14 protein-coding genes and 2 pseudogenes are annotated in these 16,717 nt (G+C 42.7%); 5 read left to right on the top strand and 11 right to left on the bottom strand.

What is annotated here, in order from left to right; genetic code table 11:
- Window positions 1-314 precede the first annotated feature (314 nt).
- Entirely contained in the window at window positions 315-614 is a 300-nt protein-coding gene (locus O9323_RS21700; RefSeq protein WP_002754911.1) for a hemolysin XhlA family protein, read from the top strand.
- A gap of 219 nt (window positions 615-833) precedes the next feature.
- Here O9323_RS21700 and O9323_RS21705 read toward each other — a convergent pair whose 3' ends face one another.
- On the bottom strand, window positions 834-977 hold the full coding sequence (locus O9323_RS21705; RefSeq protein WP_002738914.1) for a hypothetical protein: 144 nt from the start codon (window positions 975-977) through the stop codon (window positions 834-836).
- A 115-nt stretch (window positions 978-1,092) separates the two neighbouring features.
- A complete protein-coding gene (locus O9323_RS21710) occupies window positions 1,093-2,943 on the bottom strand; it encodes a polysaccharide deacetylase family protein (protein ID WP_002754914.1) in 1,851 nt (616 codons plus the stop codon).
- 474 nt (window positions 2,944-3,417) lie between these two features.
- On the opposite strand from O9323_RS21710, the gene O9323_RS21715 reads away from it, so the two are divergent.
- Window positions 3,418-4,569: an NAD-dependent epimerase/dehydratase family protein gene (locus O9323_RS21715; RefSeq protein ID WP_024970114.1), complete on the top strand. Its 1,152-nt coding sequence runs from the start codon at window positions 3,418-3,420 to the stop codon at window positions 4,567-4,569.
- Window positions 4,570-4,670: 101 nt separating this feature from the next.
- Here the strand turns inward: O9323_RS21715 and O9323_RS21720 are convergent, their stop codons facing one another.
- The 7 genes from O9323_RS21720 to glmM form a co-directional block, all read right to left on the bottom strand.
- Window positions 4,671-5,171 (bottom strand): Spy/CpxP family protein refolding chaperone, encoded by a 501-nt coding sequence (locus O9323_RS21720; RefSeq protein WP_002754925.1) that lies wholly within the window; start codon window positions 5,169-5,171, stop codon window positions 4,671-4,673.
- Between the two features lie 20 nt (window positions 5,172-5,191).
- On the bottom strand, window positions 5,192-5,566 hold the full coding sequence (locus tag O9323_RS21725) for a hypothetical protein (protein WP_149107298.1): 375 nt from the start codon (window positions 5,564-5,566) through the stop codon (window positions 5,192-5,194).
- The gene (locus O9323_RS21730) at window positions 5,566-6,150 is read right to left on the bottom strand and encodes a sigma-70 family RNA polymerase sigma factor (RefSeq protein ID WP_002738630.1); all 585 of its coding nucleotides are present in this window, start codon (window positions 6,148-6,150) and stop codon (window positions 5,566-5,568) included. Before O9323_RS21730 ends, O9323_RS21725 begins: the two co-directional genes overlap by 1 nt.
- 175 nt (window positions 6,151-6,325) lie before the next feature.
- Window positions 6,326-7,495: a hormogonium polysaccharide biosynthesis glycosyltransferase HpsO gene (gene hpsO / locus O9323_RS21735; RefSeq protein WP_288125741.1), complete on the bottom strand. Its 1,170-nt coding sequence runs from the start codon at window positions 7,493-7,495 to the stop codon at window positions 6,326-6,328.
- Window positions 7,492-8,487 carry a hormogonium polysaccharide biosynthesis glycosyltransferase HpsN gene (hpsN, locus tag O9323_RS21740; protein ID WP_002754932.1) on the bottom strand — a complete coding sequence of 332 codons (996 nt, stop codon included), beginning with the start codon at window positions 8,485-8,487 and terminating at the stop codon, window positions 7,492-7,494. The genes hpsO and hpsN overlap by 4 nt, the downstream gene beginning before the upstream one ends.
- A gap of 67 nt (window positions 8,488-8,554) precedes the next feature.
- Complete coding sequence (hpsL, locus tag O9323_RS21745) at window positions 8,555-10,282, bottom strand: hormogonium polysaccharide biosynthesis protein HpsL (RefSeq protein WP_288125742.1); 1,728 nt, start codon at window positions 10,280-10,282, stop codon at window positions 8,555-8,557.
- A gap of 57 nt (window positions 10,283-10,339) precedes the next feature.
- The gene (glmM, locus tag O9323_RS21750) at window positions 10,340-11,779 is read right to left on the bottom strand and encodes a phosphoglucosamine mutase (protein ID WP_002754936.1); all 1,440 of its coding nucleotides are present in this window, start codon (window positions 11,777-11,779) and stop codon (window positions 10,340-10,342) included.
- A 299-nt stretch (window positions 11,780-12,078) separates the two neighbouring features.
- Between glmM and O9323_RS21755 the strand changes: the two genes are divergently transcribed.
- Entirely contained in the window at window positions 12,079-13,020 is a 942-nt protein-coding gene (locus O9323_RS21755) for a glycosyltransferase family 2 protein (protein WP_002754938.1), read from the top strand.
- A 207-nt stretch (window positions 13,021-13,227) separates the two neighbouring features.
- The gene (locus O9323_RS21760; RefSeq protein WP_288125743.1) at window positions 13,228-14,403 is read left to right on the top strand and encodes a GumC domain-containing protein; all 1,176 of its coding nucleotides are present in this window, start codon (window positions 13,228-13,230) and stop codon (window positions 14,401-14,403) included.
- 58 nt (window positions 14,404-14,461) lie between these two features.
- On the opposite strand, the pseudogene O9323_RS21765 reads toward O9323_RS21760, so the two are convergent.
- Window positions 14,462-15,049 (bottom strand): annotated as a pseudogene (locus O9323_RS21765) (IS200/IS605 family accessory protein TnpB-related protein); the annotation flags it as partial.
- 230 nt (window positions 15,050-15,279) lie between these two features.
- Window positions 15,280-15,447 (bottom strand): annotated as a pseudogene (locus O9323_RS21770) (enediyne biosynthesis protein UnbU); the annotation flags it as partial.
- On the opposite strand from O9323_RS21770, the gene O9323_RS21775 reads away from it, so the two are divergent.
- Window positions 15,446-16,090, top strand: a complete 645-nt coding sequence (locus O9323_RS21775) for a Uma2 family endonuclease (RefSeq protein ID WP_002755600.1) — start codon at window positions 15,446-15,448, stop codon at window positions 16,088-16,090. The pseudogene O9323_RS21770 and the gene O9323_RS21775 overlap by 2 nt on opposite strands.
- Window positions 16,091-16,717 lie beyond the last annotated feature (627 nt).

Here is a 16,717-nt window from a genome sequence, read left to right on the forward strand (position 1 = left end):
TCCTGTTTTCTCCCCTTTGCTATTAATAAAAGTTATATTTTCTCTGAATTATCTCAACAAAAACTTATCTTCTCAATCGGCTTGAATAATCAATTATCTTTCTCCTGCTGCCCCCTTACTTTTTCAGCAAGCCCTATTTAGATGGAGCTTTACCGAAAATTTTGGGTTAAAGCCCCGCCCTTTAGTGTAGGGTCGGGCGACTTTTAATTTATGGGTTGTCAACTTCAGAAGCAATTCTGTCTAAGCAAGTAATCTCTGTGAACCAAGAATCCCCTTCTTTTTAGAGCGGGAAGTGTCAAAAGGATTTTACCAAAATGTCTAACGAAACCGTTACCTATTCCCTAGAAGCTGTTCTCAAGGAAATCAAAGACAGTATTAAGGAAGTTAGCCACAAAATCGACAAAATTGACGAACGGCTAACTAAGTTAGAGGTGGGACAAGCTAAACTGACTGAGAAAGTCGATGGGATGGATAGAAGGCTCGAAAAGGTTGAGGGAACCCAGAAAAATCAGGTCTGGACGTTAATAATTCTTTTAGGAGGGGCGGTCGCCTATGGCGCGGCGAAGCCGACCGCTACGGCATCGTGGCGCTCTTTCTTTTCTGGGAATCCTTGACCATCTATGAGTTTGCTAGTGTATGGCATTTATTTAAGTACGGGAAGCGCACCAGCAACTGTGGCGCGCTTCTGGGTTTTCTGTTGGGGGCAATCCGTTAATTTCGTTTAAAATAACTGAACTCCTGTATATAGTCATTTCAATTAAGATTGAGAATATCAATGCCAGAGTTCATAAGGGTTTAACTGGTCTAGAGTGTATCAGACTTATCTGAAATGACTATAATTCACAGTGACCTTCCTGAAGCTCTCGACTACCGGCACAAACAATTTCATCGATAATAAATTCGTAGATAGCATTTCCGACAATCACTGTCAGAACGATCGCAAGCAAGCCTTTTGTGTATTTATCTAATGCTGTCATGAGGTTTCCAAAATTTCCTTATGGGTAATTTTAAGTAATCAAAAAGGAGATGGGTATGATTAGAATCACCCAAACCGCCGCTTCAGCCGTTTTCTGGTTAGCAACTTTTTGTCCCCTAACTCCCCGCAGCACAGGAATCGGCAAAAATTACGCAGGGAATCCCCACATGACTAATGGGAACAATATAGGTTTCTGTGGGGGGAAATAAAGCGACAACGTGGGGAACGGGACGGGGAGTATAATGCACTTGCGATTGGCCCTGATAAGCGAGGGAGGTGCTTGCTCCTGAATCCAACATCACTGCCTCCCGAAAGCCTGCCTGTACTAATAATTCTCCCAAAGCCATGGAATCGATCGGGTCTCTGGAAACCCCGATTACTGGCTGTCCTGCCTGATTAATCCCCCAAAAAGCCCGGTGACGCAGGGCATCAAAACCGTAAAGTGTACCAAAGGATTCTCGCGATTGTGGTTGTCCATCTTTGACTAACCAAGCGGCCGCGACAAAAGCATCCGTAACCTTGAGATCATTTCTAGCCTCCGCTGCAATTCCTTCTAGGGTATTATGACGAGCAGGATCAAAAGGAAGATAACGCACCCATCGATCGGTAATGATTACTAAAGGACGACCCTCTAACTTGTCAATTTCTCCCTCATATCCCGGGATAAAGCCGCCATTTTGGCTTAAAACCGGCCCGATCATCTGATTTGAGTCCAATTCCTTGAGAGAGAAAAAACCGCCATCTACAGCCGCGATCGCTTCTGTACCGGCGATAATTTCCTCCACTTGATAGCGACTATCAGCGTGGATAGTTTTGGGAATCCCGCCACTAATTAATACAAGTGTATTAGTTGGAAATTCCACTTCCCGTTTTTGGATGGTGGTAGCAAAGTTAAAACCGCCATCGGTACGGGGTAAGGGATCACCCCCCCAAGCTTGCGGTACAACTTCTCGCGTGCGCGATTGCCCAAAGCGTCCAATCGTGAGTAAATTGGGGGATTGTCCAGCAAAATGCTCATCGAGGTCATTCATCGATAAAGCCGCCCGATAACCCGCTTTTTTGACGAATTCCTTCACTCGATCGTCCGCCTTCCCTTCCGGATAGGTGAAATAATTAATCGGAATACCCAATTCTTTTTCTAAGATTTGTTTCGATTGCTTGACTTCTTGCTCCAAATCTGCATCGGACAATAATCTTAAATCCCGGGGATGACTGACGCTATGGGAGACAATTTGGACTAGAGGATCGGCGGCCATTTCCTGGAGTTGTTGCCAAGTGACACTGGTTCTACCAGTTTTTTGAGCCATTTTATTGATATAAATCGAGAAAACGGCAGGATAGTTATATTTTCTCAATAAAGGATAGACATACTGGTAATGTCCCCCATAACCATCATCAAAAGTTAATAAAACCGGTTTAGCGGGAAGGGGGATCCCTGTCCGCAGATGGGAAATTAACCAATCGATACTGATAGGAGTTGCCCCGATTTCCTGCAAAAACTGAAAATGTGCCTCTAATTCGGCGGGAGTAACGTCAAAAAATACCTCTTTTTCCGGTAAAATGTCGTGATACATTAAAATCGGTACTTTTGTCTCTTGAGCGCGGGGATGAATTTCTGGCCAGGGTGCTAATTCGATCGCTGTTGCCGAGTTATTTTGCCAATTATCGAGACTAATATCGTTTTTTTGGAGAGATAGGGGTAGAATCACTCGATCAGAGATGTTTTTATAGGTTTTACAGTCAAAAATTCTCGATATATCCTTAAAGGAACTATCTTCTAGGACATAATCCGCGCATTCCGGTTGAAACTCCCTAAAAGGTGCGGGAAGATAATCACCCCCCACCAGAGCATTAGAACGAGGATAGAGAGAAATTGCCCAAATAATCAGACAAACGACGATAAATGCCAAAAATCCGTATAGGGGAAGGAAAGGAAACGAAGATTTTTGCCGAGCTTGCCAACGCATAAGATCAAGTAATAAAGTAAAAAGTAAAAAAGAAAAAGTAAAAAAGCAGATAGTCCCTAATTTACTGAAAAAACTGCTTTTTATCTAGATTTTTGGCTTTTGTTTTCTCGTCAGCAAAGCCCACCGATTACAAGCTGAGTTTCTCTGTAATCCGTTCCCTTGTCAAGTTTTCTAGAACACCCTCATCAGTTATCAGTTATCAGTTATCAGTTATCAGTGAGCAGTGAGCAGTGAGCAGTGAGCAGATTTGAGTTTTCAGTGGACAGTGGTAATCAGTGAGCAGTTGTCAATAGACTACCTTTATTGATTCTCCCTATTTCCCCACACCCCACACCCCACACCCTACACCCCACACCCTACACCCTACACCCCACACCCCACACCTTACTATGTTCAGGGGGATTAAGCTGGTAAAGCGTGACACAAAACTGCTAGAGTTACCAAAGACGAGTATATAAACTTTACAGATATTGTATGAGAGTTTTGGTTATTGGCGGAGACGGCTATTGTGGTTGGGCAACGGCACTCCATCTATCAAATAGAGGTTACGAAGTAGGCATACTTGATAGTTTAGTTCGTCGCTATTGGGACTTACAATTAGGCTGCGATACCTTAACACCGATCGCACCCATATCTCATCGGATTCAACGCTGGCAAGATCTGACGGGAAAATCGATCGATCTTTTTGTCGGAGATATTAATAACTACGACTTTCTGATTCAATCCCTGCGACAGTTTCAACCAGACACCATTGTTCACTTCGGAGAACAGAGATCTGCACCCTTCTCCATGATCGATCGCGAACACGCAGTTTTAACCCAAGTTAACAACGTGGTTGGCAATTTAAATATCCTCTACGCGATGAAAGAGGAATTTCCCGACGCGCACCTAGTAAAACTGGGAACGATGGGTGAGTATGGCACACCGAATATAGATATTGAAGAAGGCTACATCACGATCGAACATAACGGTCGTAAGGATACTTTACCCTATCCCAAACAGCCAGGTAGTATGTACCATCTTAGCAAAGTCCACGATAGCCATAATATCCATTTTGCCTGTCGGATGTGGGGTTTAAAAGCCACAGATCTCAATCAAGGGGTGGTTTATGGAGTCCTCACCGAAGAGACGGGAATGGATGAGATGTTAATTAACCGTCTCGATTACGATGGGGTTTTTGGTACTGCTTTAAACCGTTTTTGCATTCAAGCAGCGATCAGTCATCCCCTAACAGTGTACGGTAAAGGTGGTCAAACGCGAGGATTTTTAGATATCCGCGATACCGTGCGTTGTTTGGAATTAGCGATCGCCAATCCTGCTCAATCCGGGGAATTCCGCGTTTTTAACCAATTTACCGAACTGTTTAGCGTCGGTGACTTGGCACTGATGGTGAAAAAAGCTGGTTCTGCGTTAGGGTTAAATGTGGAGATTAACAATCTTGACAACCCGCGCATCGAGTTAGAGGAACATTATTTTAACGCTAAAAACACAAAATTACTCGATCTAGGCCTACAACCTCACTATCTCTCCGATTCTCTCCTTGATTCCCTCCTAAACTTCGCCACCAAGTATAAAAATCGGGTAGATATGAATCATATCCTACCAAAAGTCACTTGGAAACGATAATTTATTAGTAAATGATAAGTTGAGGATGGGTTACTTGCCCATCCTTTGCGTTTTTCTAATGTATCGCCATCAAACTCGATCTTAATCCGCACTGATGGGAATTATTGTCGTCCGCGATTGCGGGAATTAGCGCGACTTTCCTGCATTAACTGGGAAAATTCCTTTCTTTGAGCGGGAGTTAAGACTTGACGAATTTCTAAAAAACTTTCAAATTGCAGGTTACTCATTTCTTGGCGATTCCGAGAGATTTGCTGATGTTTAGCACGAATATCTCGATCGGAGGCATTATTCGATAATAAACTATTTAATTCTTGTTCGTTGCTTCTCAGGGTTTCTCGCAACTTTTTGGTTTTTTCCTGATATTTCTGACGAATAGCGGCAACTTTCGACTTTTGGTCATCGGTAAGGTTCAATTGTTCAATTAGTCTTTCTCTAGAATTATTCATCCCACGGGGACGATTTTCAGGACGTTGGGGAGAGCTAGTTTGAGCAATAAATAGACCATCTTGGGGATAGGATAGCACAGTGGCAGTGGGGACTAGGTTAGCGGCCAGAGTTAAAGCCATGGTTGTGCCGAGAATCGAGACAGTAGAAAAGTACATAATTGACCTTGACAAAGAAATTAAGGATTATAGGTAGAATAGGTGAGTTGAGGCTCGTTTAAGCTCATCCAAGGGGAACTATAAACGCTAGAAGCAGCAATCGGTGGAGCGATGCTATGGTTCCAACTGTCCACTAAAAAAGCTTCTAACTGCTCGTCGGAAATTTGGCCCAGTTGTGGATGAGGATCGGACCAACGATAGGAAGCAAAAATCAGCACAGATAAGGCAGTAATACCAGTTATCCACCCCAATAAAGGCAGTAATTTTGGGAAATTTACTGGCTTTTCTTCCCTAATCATTTGCATTAACTGTTTTTCTTCATCTATCGGTCGAGGTGGCAGCGATGGACGATAGCGACGCAGAAAATTAACCACTTTGTCATCTTCTGGGGACATTAGAGAACTCCTTGTTTTTGCAAAAATTGGCCCATGATTTTACGCGCATAATGAAGACGTGATTTCACCGTACCGAGGGGAATTTCTAAGATTTCGGCGATTTCCTTTTGGGGTAAGTCCTCTAGATCGTGAAGCACGAGGACAGCGCGATGTTCTAAACTGAGAATTTCTAACCCTTGTCGGACCACCTCCTCATAATGCAATTGCATCAAATCAGGACTATCTTGGGGACGGGATTCGCTATCAAGGGGGTTTTCCTGATCAGTGCTTTTGGCGATCCTCATTTGTCTTTTGGCTAATTGTCGCCGACCATCGAGCGCCACATTGCAGGTGATCCGATAAACCCAAGTGGAAAAGTATTCAGGTGAACGCAATTTCGGCAACCCGTGCCACACTCTTAAAAATACCTCTTGGACAAAATCCTCTAGGAATTCCTGTCCACAGAGTTGATAGAGAGTAGAGCGGATTTTTGGTTGATAAAGACGGTAAAGGTGACGAAAAGCACCCCGATCACCCCTTTGACATTTTAAAACTAACTCTCGATCGCTCACACTTGTTTGTTTCTCGGTTATCACCTCGATCATTCCCCTCACCCCTAGCTACTTGTCCCTTTAGACTAGGGGGTATCAAGAATGGTTCATAACCAGTTATCAGTTATCAGTTATCAGTTATCAGTGATCAGTTATCAATAGACTACCTTTATTGATTCTCCCTATTTCCCCATCACCCCACACCCCACACCCCACACCCCACACCCGATCACCGAGGGAGTAATTGTTGATAGAAATCCAATTGTTTTTGAGCGAGGGCTTTATTAGTATAATTGGTCATTACTCTCTGATAACCTCTCTGGCCTAATTCTTGAGCGAAGCTGGGATTATCTAAGAGAATTTGTATAGATTTAGCCAGTGCTTCCCCATCTTTTTCGGGAAAAATTAACCCCGTATCAGCAATAACAAAGGGAATTTCTCCTGAATCGGAACCAATAACAGGAACCTGACAGGCCATAGCTTCAATTAAAACATGACCGAATTGTTCTTTCCAACCGACGGCCGTTAAAGTTTTGACCTGATAGGTGATTTCTGAAGGCAAAACTAAAGTGTTCATCAGGTTAATATAATTAACTACTTGATCGTGGGGAACACTTTCCACTATCATCAAGCGATCGCTTATTCCTGCGGCTGTAGCTTCGCTGACTATTTTATCTTTCAGGATGCCCCGACCTAACAGTAATAACTTCCACTTACCTGTTAATTTATTTACAGCTTTAATCAAGGTTAAAATGCCTTTTTCTTCCACAAAACGACCGATAAAACCAATCACAAATTCATCGCTTTCAATGCCTAAAGATCGGGCTAAATCGGGTTGCTTGCCCGGAGAAAAAAGAACTTCATCCACGCCTAATTGCGGTAAAACGGTGTATTTACCCCTGTAACCCCGTTCTTTTAAAACATCTACTCCGTCCTGATTGCCGGCAATTAAACCATCGGTATTTTTCAGGTTATAAGCTTCTAACCAAGAGATGGGAAATTTAGGAGTATAGGGAAGATTCCACCAAGTAAAAAATACATTTTTAGCCTGGAGATTTAAGAGACGATTCAGAGTAATAAATTGTGCATAAGCGAGAGATTTAGAACCCTGTTCCACTTGAATAATATCTGGTCTAAATTTTTGCAATAAAGAAATTATATCAATGCCAAAAGTTAATAAAGCTTGGTTATTCTGGCTAAAATTAGATATAGGAATAACTCGGAAATTATTGGCTATTTTCGGTTGACTTTCAATGATTTTATTTTGGACTCCTCCCGGTTGCCAACGTTGGGGAACAACAATAGTAACCTCAATATTAGGATTTAATCTTGTCAGGGAGCGCAGTTTCTCACAGTTGAGATCAACTATATATGTATGACTAGCGACTAAAATTCTCATAGATTATCTAATTTTGTATAAATTTGGCCATCATTCCAGAGGGACTTAACTTGAGTTTTCAGAGCATCCAGAAAACCTAAACCATAAAAAATTCCCCTAGAAAGAATTTTAATCGGGGAACCACCTTTATTACAGGGAGGATTGCCAAGAACGTGACAGTCAAATAATTTAGCATAGAGTCGCAATTGTTGCCCGGGAGTGAGATTTTTCAGAGCCATCAGAAAGTGATTATGATAAAAAGTCGTCTGATAACTCAAAGAACGAGTGCTAATATCATGACAGCCACCGGTTTCTTCCCCTAAATGAACCAGATAAGCGGTGGGATCGTACCAGACATGATAGGGAGTCTGGCGTAATCTTAAGCAAAAATCCGATTCCTCGCGCACGGCACTGCCACGAAAGCGTTCATCGAACCAAATGCCGTATTTAGTGAATATATCCCTTCTAAAAGACATATTACAGCCCCGGGCCGAGATTACCTGCTGGGGTTTAGTGGTGTGGACAAGATCGATGTAATACCAAGCAATGCCCGGATCCATGGCTTGGGGGGGTAAAAAGTCGATTTCGTAGGGTTTGCTGGTATCTGTCACCATTTTTTGGGAGTCACCCAATTTCATGCGATCGAATACCCGACCGGCTACTACACCTATCTCAGGGTTCTTGACAAAATTCTCACCATGTGCTTTGAGATAATTATCCGGTAGCCGCACATCATCATCGATAAAAAGAACGATATCGCCCTGGGTGCGACGGACTCCATAATTTCTGGCACCGGGTAAACTCGCCCAATCCAGCCGATACCAGCTAATTTTGTGCTGATTAGCCAGATTTTCTAGATAGGATTGTATTTCGGGGCTGTGGGTAGCGGTTTGGTCGATAACCAATACCTCAAAATTGGGGTAATCCTGTTTGAGTAGGTCATCGAGGGTATCTTTAAGAGGCTCTTCGCGTCGATAGGTGGGTATGATGACAGAAATCGAGGGAAAATTCATAGCAGTAATCAGTTATCAGTGATCACTGATAACTGATTACTGAAAGGGCTGATAGCTTATAGTAATTTTAAGCTAAAGAAATACCTTTGCGTTTAAAATTTAAGCCCTTTTTGGAGGATTTTGTTTCAGTTTCCCCCGCCAAAATTTTGGCTTCTTTTTCCTGTTTTTCGATCACGGGTAATTTAAAAATTACGCCCGCAAATATCCAGTAATAAACGCCCACAGGATCCGTATCGAGGGCATACCAATAGGGAAGATAGGCAACAAAGAGCAGCAAAACCCAATAACTACCGGCAAAACCCCGCAGAGTGGGATCTTTGAGGGAAAGATAGGTGCGGAAGGCCAGATAAACTAGATGGGTTATGAATATCATGTACAAGGCAAAACCAATGTATCCCAACTCGAATAAAATTTTACTGTGAAAGGTTTCCACGAAAGAAATATAACCGAAAAACCTAGCAGAAGATGTGGCCACACCGAGTCCACGACCTAAAATACCGCCCTGATTACGGATAGCAAAATCCAACTGTTCTTGAATAAAAGCGGTGGGGGGACTGTTTTGCCAACGGGCGACGGCACTATCGTAGCGTTGTTGGATAAAATCGGGGTTAAGGAAAGAAAAACCGACAGCTAGGAGTAAAGCGACGGAAAAAATGATCGGCAAAAATCTTTTTAAGTTAGCGATTTGTCCTGTAAGAATTGTCATCAGACCGACAATCATCGGTACAGCAAAGAAAGCTAATCTTTGCCCGGAGACCACTGCATTAATAAGAACTAGGGTTAAACCCACTAGGGCTGCTAGTCGCCATTTTTGAGAAATTTCACTAAAGGCACTGGCATAACAAATCACGGCACTAGAGACCAAAAACCAGGCCCAGTGCCAGGGAGAAACAAAAGTACCCGGTAGGCGGATCATATTCACTTCCGGACTATATATTAATGACCCACCAACCAAACACCTTGCCTCTAAGGTGGCTTTGAATAGTAAATCACCCACGTAGCCTCTAGTTCCTGCACAACGACCGGTTTTCAGCATCCAGTATTGCATTAGCCCTAGGACACAACAAATAATCACTAAAGTCACTAAAAGACGACCAAAAAATAATAGGGTCGGTTTATCTTTGATCAAGTAATAAGTGCAGAAGATCAAGGGGACATAACCTAGCAAAACTTTAAACCCTAATACTCCTTGTAGAAAAGTCTCACTTTCCCGACAGGGAAGTCCGACCAAACGGCCATCCCTAAAGATACTCATCCCAGCCACGGAATCGCAAGTAGGCAGAAATTGTCTCTGTAAATTGACGGCTAATAGACAGACTACACAGAAAACAAAGATTAATAATAGGGTTGTACCCAATTGTTTCGGGACAATAATCGGTAATCGCTTTTTTCGACATTCTAAAACTAAGGCGATTAAAGCGGGTAGATAAAAGATATCTTTACTTAGCTGGAGGATTGGACCACCCCCCAACCAATAGACGATAGTGCCAGTGAAGGGGACATAGATAATAAATGTCCAAAGAGCCGTACGAGGATAGCTAAAGGAGAAAACTCCTAAAATTAAGGCTAAACTTACTACAGCTCCTATCTTGGGATCAAACAATAAGCTGAGGGGTAATCCGATCAAAATTGCTACACAAATGGCAAAAACAATCAACCCTGTTAACTTTTGTTTCCTTTGCCTTTCTTCTTTTTTCAGGGCAAGTTTCTCCTTGATGTTAGGCGGGCGACTATCGGCTTTTGTTTCCCCTTGTTTATGCTTTTTTTTCTGGCGATTGATACTTAGTCCAGTCATAATTATCCCTTGCTAGGCTAGGCTAAGGGCATTATAATCCCTGTTCCCCTCGATCGACTACAAAAGATAGCTTCGCACCGCTTCCACTAGCCTTTCTGTCCAAAAACTGGCTAATTCGAGGGTTTCTGCTTCCACCATTACCCGAATTAACGGTTCTGTCCCGGAAGCTCGCACCAAAATTCGGCCTTTTTCTGCCATGGCTGTCTCAGCTTGGCAGATTTCCCGTCGCAAAGGTTCACATTGCTGCCAATTACGTCGCACTTCTCTATCTTCCACCCGCACATTGCGTAAAATCTGCGGATAGGTGACAAAGCTATGATCGACTAAGTTAGCCAAGGAAACCCTCGATTTCTGCACTAAAACCGCTAAATGTAGGGCGGTTTGCATTCCATCCCCAGAAACTCCGTAATGATGGCAGAGAATATGGCCGGATTGTTCACCCCCTAGCATGGCCCCAGTTTCCCACATTTGCGCCTGAACGTGCTGATCGCCCACGGCAGTCCGCAAGAATTGACCCCCCAGTTTTTGCCAAGCGCGTTCAAAACCTAAATTAGCCATCACCGTGGCTACTAATAACCCATCGGGTAGCTGTCCGGCTTCTAAGAGGGAACGACCCCAAAAATAGAGGATATAATCGCCATCTACTACTCTACCCTGACTATCCACGGCCAAGACTCGATCGGCATCGCCATCGAAGGCAAACCCTAAATCCGCTTGCTGATTAATCACCGCAGCCTGTAAGCTTTCTAAATGGGTAGAACCACAATTAACGTTAATGCGATCGCCATCGGCTCGCTCGTGTAGGCAGATAACTTCCGCCCCCAAGGTTTGGAATACTAAAGGTGCTAGGTTAACGGCTGCCCCCCAAGCTAGATCCAAAACTATTTTTAATCCCGATAGGTTAATATCCGTCCCGACGGAATCAATCACAGCTTGATAATATTTTTGGATTAATTCGGGACAAAAAGTCGCTTTTCCCCAATTTTCTGGTTTATCTGCTAATTCTAAATTGCCCCTTAAACCCGCTTCTATCTGTGCCGCTAAACTGCCAGACAATTTTAAACCGCTGCTGTCAAAAAATTTAATGCCGTTATCTTCAGGAGGATTATGACTGGCAGAAATCATGATCCCCCCCATCGCTTCGCTTTCTCTGGTTAAATAGGCGACGCAGGGAGTGGGACATAATCCCAGTTGCCAGACTTCTATTCCCGCCCAAGTTAAACCCGCAGTGATAGCATTGGCTAACATATCACTGGAATTACGCGAATCTTGACCAATAATTACTGGTTTGGTGACACCAGCTTGATTTTTTAAGACCTGTCCCGCCCAAAATCCGATTTGTAGCGCTAGGGGGGCAGTTAATAATTCTCCCACTTGACCGCGAATTCCGTCCGTGCCGAACAGGGGTGATGACGGTAATTCGATCAAACCCCCTAAGCATAACAGGGGATGCGATCGAGCTTTTTGCCCATTTTGATACGATAGAGACGCTACCATGGCCGATTCCTTTCCTCACACAACACACTCAGAGGATAACACGATCACCGATTTTTTAAAATCAATGTTCCCAGTTGACCTTAATCCTCCTCCCGGAGTTCCTTACATAGAGTGTGGGGTGTAGGGTGTGGGGTGTGGGGTGTGGGGAAATGGGGAGAATAAATAAAAATAATCTCCTGAATCCTGTCTCCTGAATCCTGTCTCCTGAATCCTGAATTAAAGATTGTGGATTTTTGCGGGAAGTCTAATCAAGGAACCGAGGTTATTTGGTAAGCTAAAACGATAATCTTGACCCCCGAATGCCCGTGCTGATCAGTGTTGTCATCCCTACCTACAATCGCCAAGCAATCTTAAAAAAATGTTTACTCGCCCTAGAAAATCAGCGTTTAACCGATAATAAGGTGGAAAACTACGAAATAGTCCTTGTCGATGATGGCTCTACCGATGGGACGATCGCTTGGCTAGAAACTCAAAAGGCTAATTTACCCCACCTGCAACTGTGGCAACAGGATCACGGCGGACCGGCGATCGCTAGGAATCTGGGGGTAGAAAAAGCTCGTGGTGATACGATTATTTTTATTGATAGCGATCTGGTAGTGACAGAAAATTTTTTGCAAGCTCACGCCGACGCTTTAACCGCCGGGGCAGCAAGTCTCGGCAGTGATCGCTTATTTACCTACGGCAGCGTCATTAATACCTGTAACTTCGAGCATCCCAGCAGTGAACCCTATAAAATCACCGATTTCTCCGCCGCCTATTTTGCCACTGGCAACGTGGCGATCGCCAAAAAATGGTTATTAGCGGCGGGATTATTTGATACTCAGTTTCAACTCTACGGTTGGGAAGACTTGGAATTAGGGGTGAGATTGAAGCAATTGGGACTAAAATTAATTAAATGTCCTGAAGCCGTCGGTTATCATTGGCATCCCCCCTTTAATCTCGCTCAAATTCCCAATCTCATCGATAAGGAAATTCAACGGGGACGAATGGGAGTGCTTTTTTATCAAAAACATCCCACCTGGGAAGTGCGGATGATGATTCAAATGACTTGGATTCACCGACTTTTGTGGGGTTTACTTTCCCTAGGCGGAACCCTGAATGAACGCAGCCTCTCCCCGCTGTTACAATGGTTAATCGATCGAGGTAAACCGCAATTAGCCCTAGAAATTGCCCGCATTTTTCTCAATTGGTACAACGTGCGCGGCGTTTATCAAGCTTATCGGGAAATGCAGCCTCAGTGAAATGTCTTGCCAAACACCGATGCGGTGTGACAGGATCGAGCATCGACAACCAACTCCCTAAAACCAGAGACTTTGTACCTCACCATATTTGCCGAGAAAAAACTTAATATTTTCTTTCTTTTTTTGATAATTGCTGCCACAATCAAAAGCAATCGGCATAGAGAGCGGCGGATTACAAGTAAATTTTCCTAGAGGAGGAATCCCATAATGAGTATCGTCGATATTTTAATCGGTTTTGTCGGTGGAGGTGCGATCGGGGGTGGGGCTTTATATGCCCTGCAAGAGGGAAAAATCAGGGAAGCACTGCAAAAACAGGGGAAAATTCGGGCGGATTTAGGTAAAACCGAAGCGGAGTTAGAAGATACCAAAGGAGAGTTAAAACGACTCGAACTCTCCCAAGAACGGATGGGAAATATCGAAGCCACCTATAGAGAAGAAGTGGCTAAATTACAAAAAGAGTTAGAAGACAGCCAAGGACGTTTACAAGAGGCAGCCGGCGCAAATCCAGTTCAAGCCACGGAAGTTGCCTATAAAACCCAAATTCAGGAACTTGAACAGGAATACGAGACTAAAATCGAGGAATTGCGCCAAAGCTATCAAAGTCAAATTCGAGAGATTATCGACGGCAAGCAAGCAGAAATGGAGGCCCTGCGTCAAAGTCAACAGGCGCAGATTCTAGAATTAGAAAAGGGCTATCAGTGGCAAATTCAACAACTAGAACAGAGTTATCAAAGCCAACTGTTAGAACTACAAAACGACACCCAAACAATCCAACCTGGGGAAGAAATCAATCCTTTTGATGGTTTTATCACCGAAGAAACCCTAGGATTGGAGCCAGAATTTGCTCCCGAAACGCTGCTAGAAGCCACAGTTTCTGAACCAGAATTCGTCAGTGAAATCAATACTTTTGATGGTTTTATCACTGAAGAAAATCTAGATTTGGCAGCGGAATTCACTCCTGAGATGGAGATGTTTGACGAAGAGGAAGAAACTAGAATGATCGGTAGCCTAGAAGAATTATCGGGTAATTACGATCAGAGCTACAGTCAAGAAACCGTTGGCAGTAACACGGGTTTCTCTGATTTATTAGCCACCGACTCAGAAAAATTCGCCGCTGCCCCAAATTCTCTAGATGACTTATTTGCCGATATTACTGACAGCAATAGCCCGGAATTATTCGATCCTTTTGCTGCAGAAACCCCTGAAGTTGAATCTAACCGCCAAAATGTTGCTTCTGTTCTCAGCAACCAAGAGGCACTAGATTTCTTTAGTATGTGGGATGATGAAGGAGTGAGCGATCTAGAATCCCTGCCTTCTGAGGAAGAATTTCCCCTTGATGATCTATTTAGCGATGATTTATTCTCCGATGGAGATAATAGTTAGTAAAAGTATAGTCAAATATAGACAGACTGAATTCCATTTCAGAAATTCCCTTCACTATTTACTTCGAGAGATTGATTCTCCTTGGGTGAACTACGCACCTCTCTATCCCATAGCGGTTAAACGCATTTGGGAATGCTTTTCGTAAAATATTGTAGGAACCCATGACATCAGATTGAATCAGAATCCCCTTATCTGTACGATATAACCCTCGCGAAATTCAGTTTCCTGAAAACACTGGCCTTTCAGTTGTTTGTCCATACACTGGTAGCAGCTCTAAATTCAAAAAATTAGCAACGGAGGTATAGGATTCTTCTTGAATAATCACAGAGATTCCTACTAATTGACATTTATAACTAATCATCTCAATTAATCGAGCATGAGGAATGGTCACAAATTTTTGATTGTTGACTTTTCCTAAGTTCACTTCTTGTTTCCAACCGTCATTTTTCCCAATTACTAAAGTTGTTATCTCTTGGTCAACTAAGAGATTAACTAAATAACGACTAGCCTGATGAAGATAATCATCTATCTTCTGATTACGACAGCGAGTTAAACGGCAAATTCTCTGGGAACTTTGACGATTGCCTTTTAACAGAGATTGTAACTTAGCCCGACGTTGGTTATAAAATTGATTCAGGCTTTTTAACTGACAGGGGGACAAGCGAGCTAGAAAACTTGCTAACAAAGGCTTCTGGCTTCTCTCACTAGAAATAGATCTAGCGATTCTAGGCAAAAAGCTAACGAAAGAACTAGGGATAGGAGCGAGCTTACTAGGAATTATTATTAATAAGTGAGAGATGGTGCGGCAAACTTTTTCGAGCTAAAACCATGAAAAGCTTACGATATATGGATTTCAGCCTTCTTGTCCCCCTGTCAGGCCGAAGATTGTTCAAATCCAAGGCCGGTATGACCTAAAATATTGAGAAAGGTAATCGCTATGGCAAAGCGTCGTAATCCTGCTAAACGATTAGGTTGATAGGAAACAGTAGAACGTTCTACTGAAGAGCTAAAATAGGGAAGGTTAAATAATTGAGTGGTTGTCATGGTTATTGTTGAAGATGAGTTAAAGAAAATTATCTTTCCCAAAAGTGATTTACTGAGTGATGAACCCCCTATGGAAACAGAGTTACATCTGCGTCAATTGATGCTTTTGATCCAATCACTAGAGTTATTATGGAAAGACCGCCAAGATTTCTATGCTTTTGGTAATCTGACTATTTATTACAGTCCCAATCAACGTAAATCAGAATATTTTAGGGGTCCTGATTTTTTTGTGGTTTTGGGAGTAGCAAGAAAACCGCGTAAAAGTTGGGTAGTGTGGGAAGAAGATGGCAAATATCCCCATGTCATCATCGATATTTTGTCTGATTCAACGGCAGAAACCGATCGAGGTCTCAAGAAAGAAATTTATCAGGAAACTTTCCGGACTCCTAACTATTTCTGGTTTGATCCCACCAGTTTAGAATTTAAGGGGTTTCAGTTGATGGCAGGAAAATACGAAGAAATTGCAGCGAATGAACAGGGTTGGTTATGGAGTCAACAGTTAGAATTATTTTTAGGGGTTCATGACAGCCAATTACGCTTTTTTACCCCTGAAGGTAAACTCGTTCCCACCCCGGAAGAAGTAGCGGAAAAGATGGCTCAAAAATTACAAGATTTAGGGATAGATTGGCGAGATTTGGTTTAAGTTTGACCTGAAATCTTGATCAAGCAAGCTGAACTGCAACTTATGAAGTAACCTGCCCAAATGCTATAGTTAGGGTTTTTTACCGCAATTATAAGCTGTTGACTATCTAAATAACTCTTTAAGACTGCCAGGGAGAGGGGGAAAGGAAGCAGGGAGAAGAAATTTGAGCATTTGTACTAAATTATTCAATACGCAATTTAATGCAGTACAGCTTAAACAAAAATCGAGCTATATTTGCCAATTCTCGAGATGATACTAAATCCGTTGCGTATAGCCTACTTATGAGAACAGGCAAAAGGGGTAATAAATAATCAGTCTTTAATAACCAGATTTAGTATGATTTGCTCTGCTCTAAGAAGTAACTACATTCTTCCTAAGCTCCCAATAGGAGGCTTTTGGTGCTAAAAAAGCAGCTAAAGCAACTATCTGAATTTTAAGTGCCTACTGCTCATTTTTGGCAAGATTTCATATACTAGGAATATAGAGATAAGTAGTCATGCAAAATTAATTACCCAAATAAAAAATTAAGAAGTATAATACATAAAAAAACGAAGCAGCAGGAAAATACAATGAGATTGATTAGAGACCTAAACCCCGAGAGCCAGAAAATGCTAGAGAGAATTTATC

It is taken from the genome of Microcystis sp. LE19-131.1A (genome assembly GCF_027532015.1).
GTDB classification, from domain to species: Bacteria; Cyanobacteriota; Cyanobacteriia; order Cyanobacteriales; family Microcystaceae; genus Microcystis; species Microcystis ichthyoblabe_A.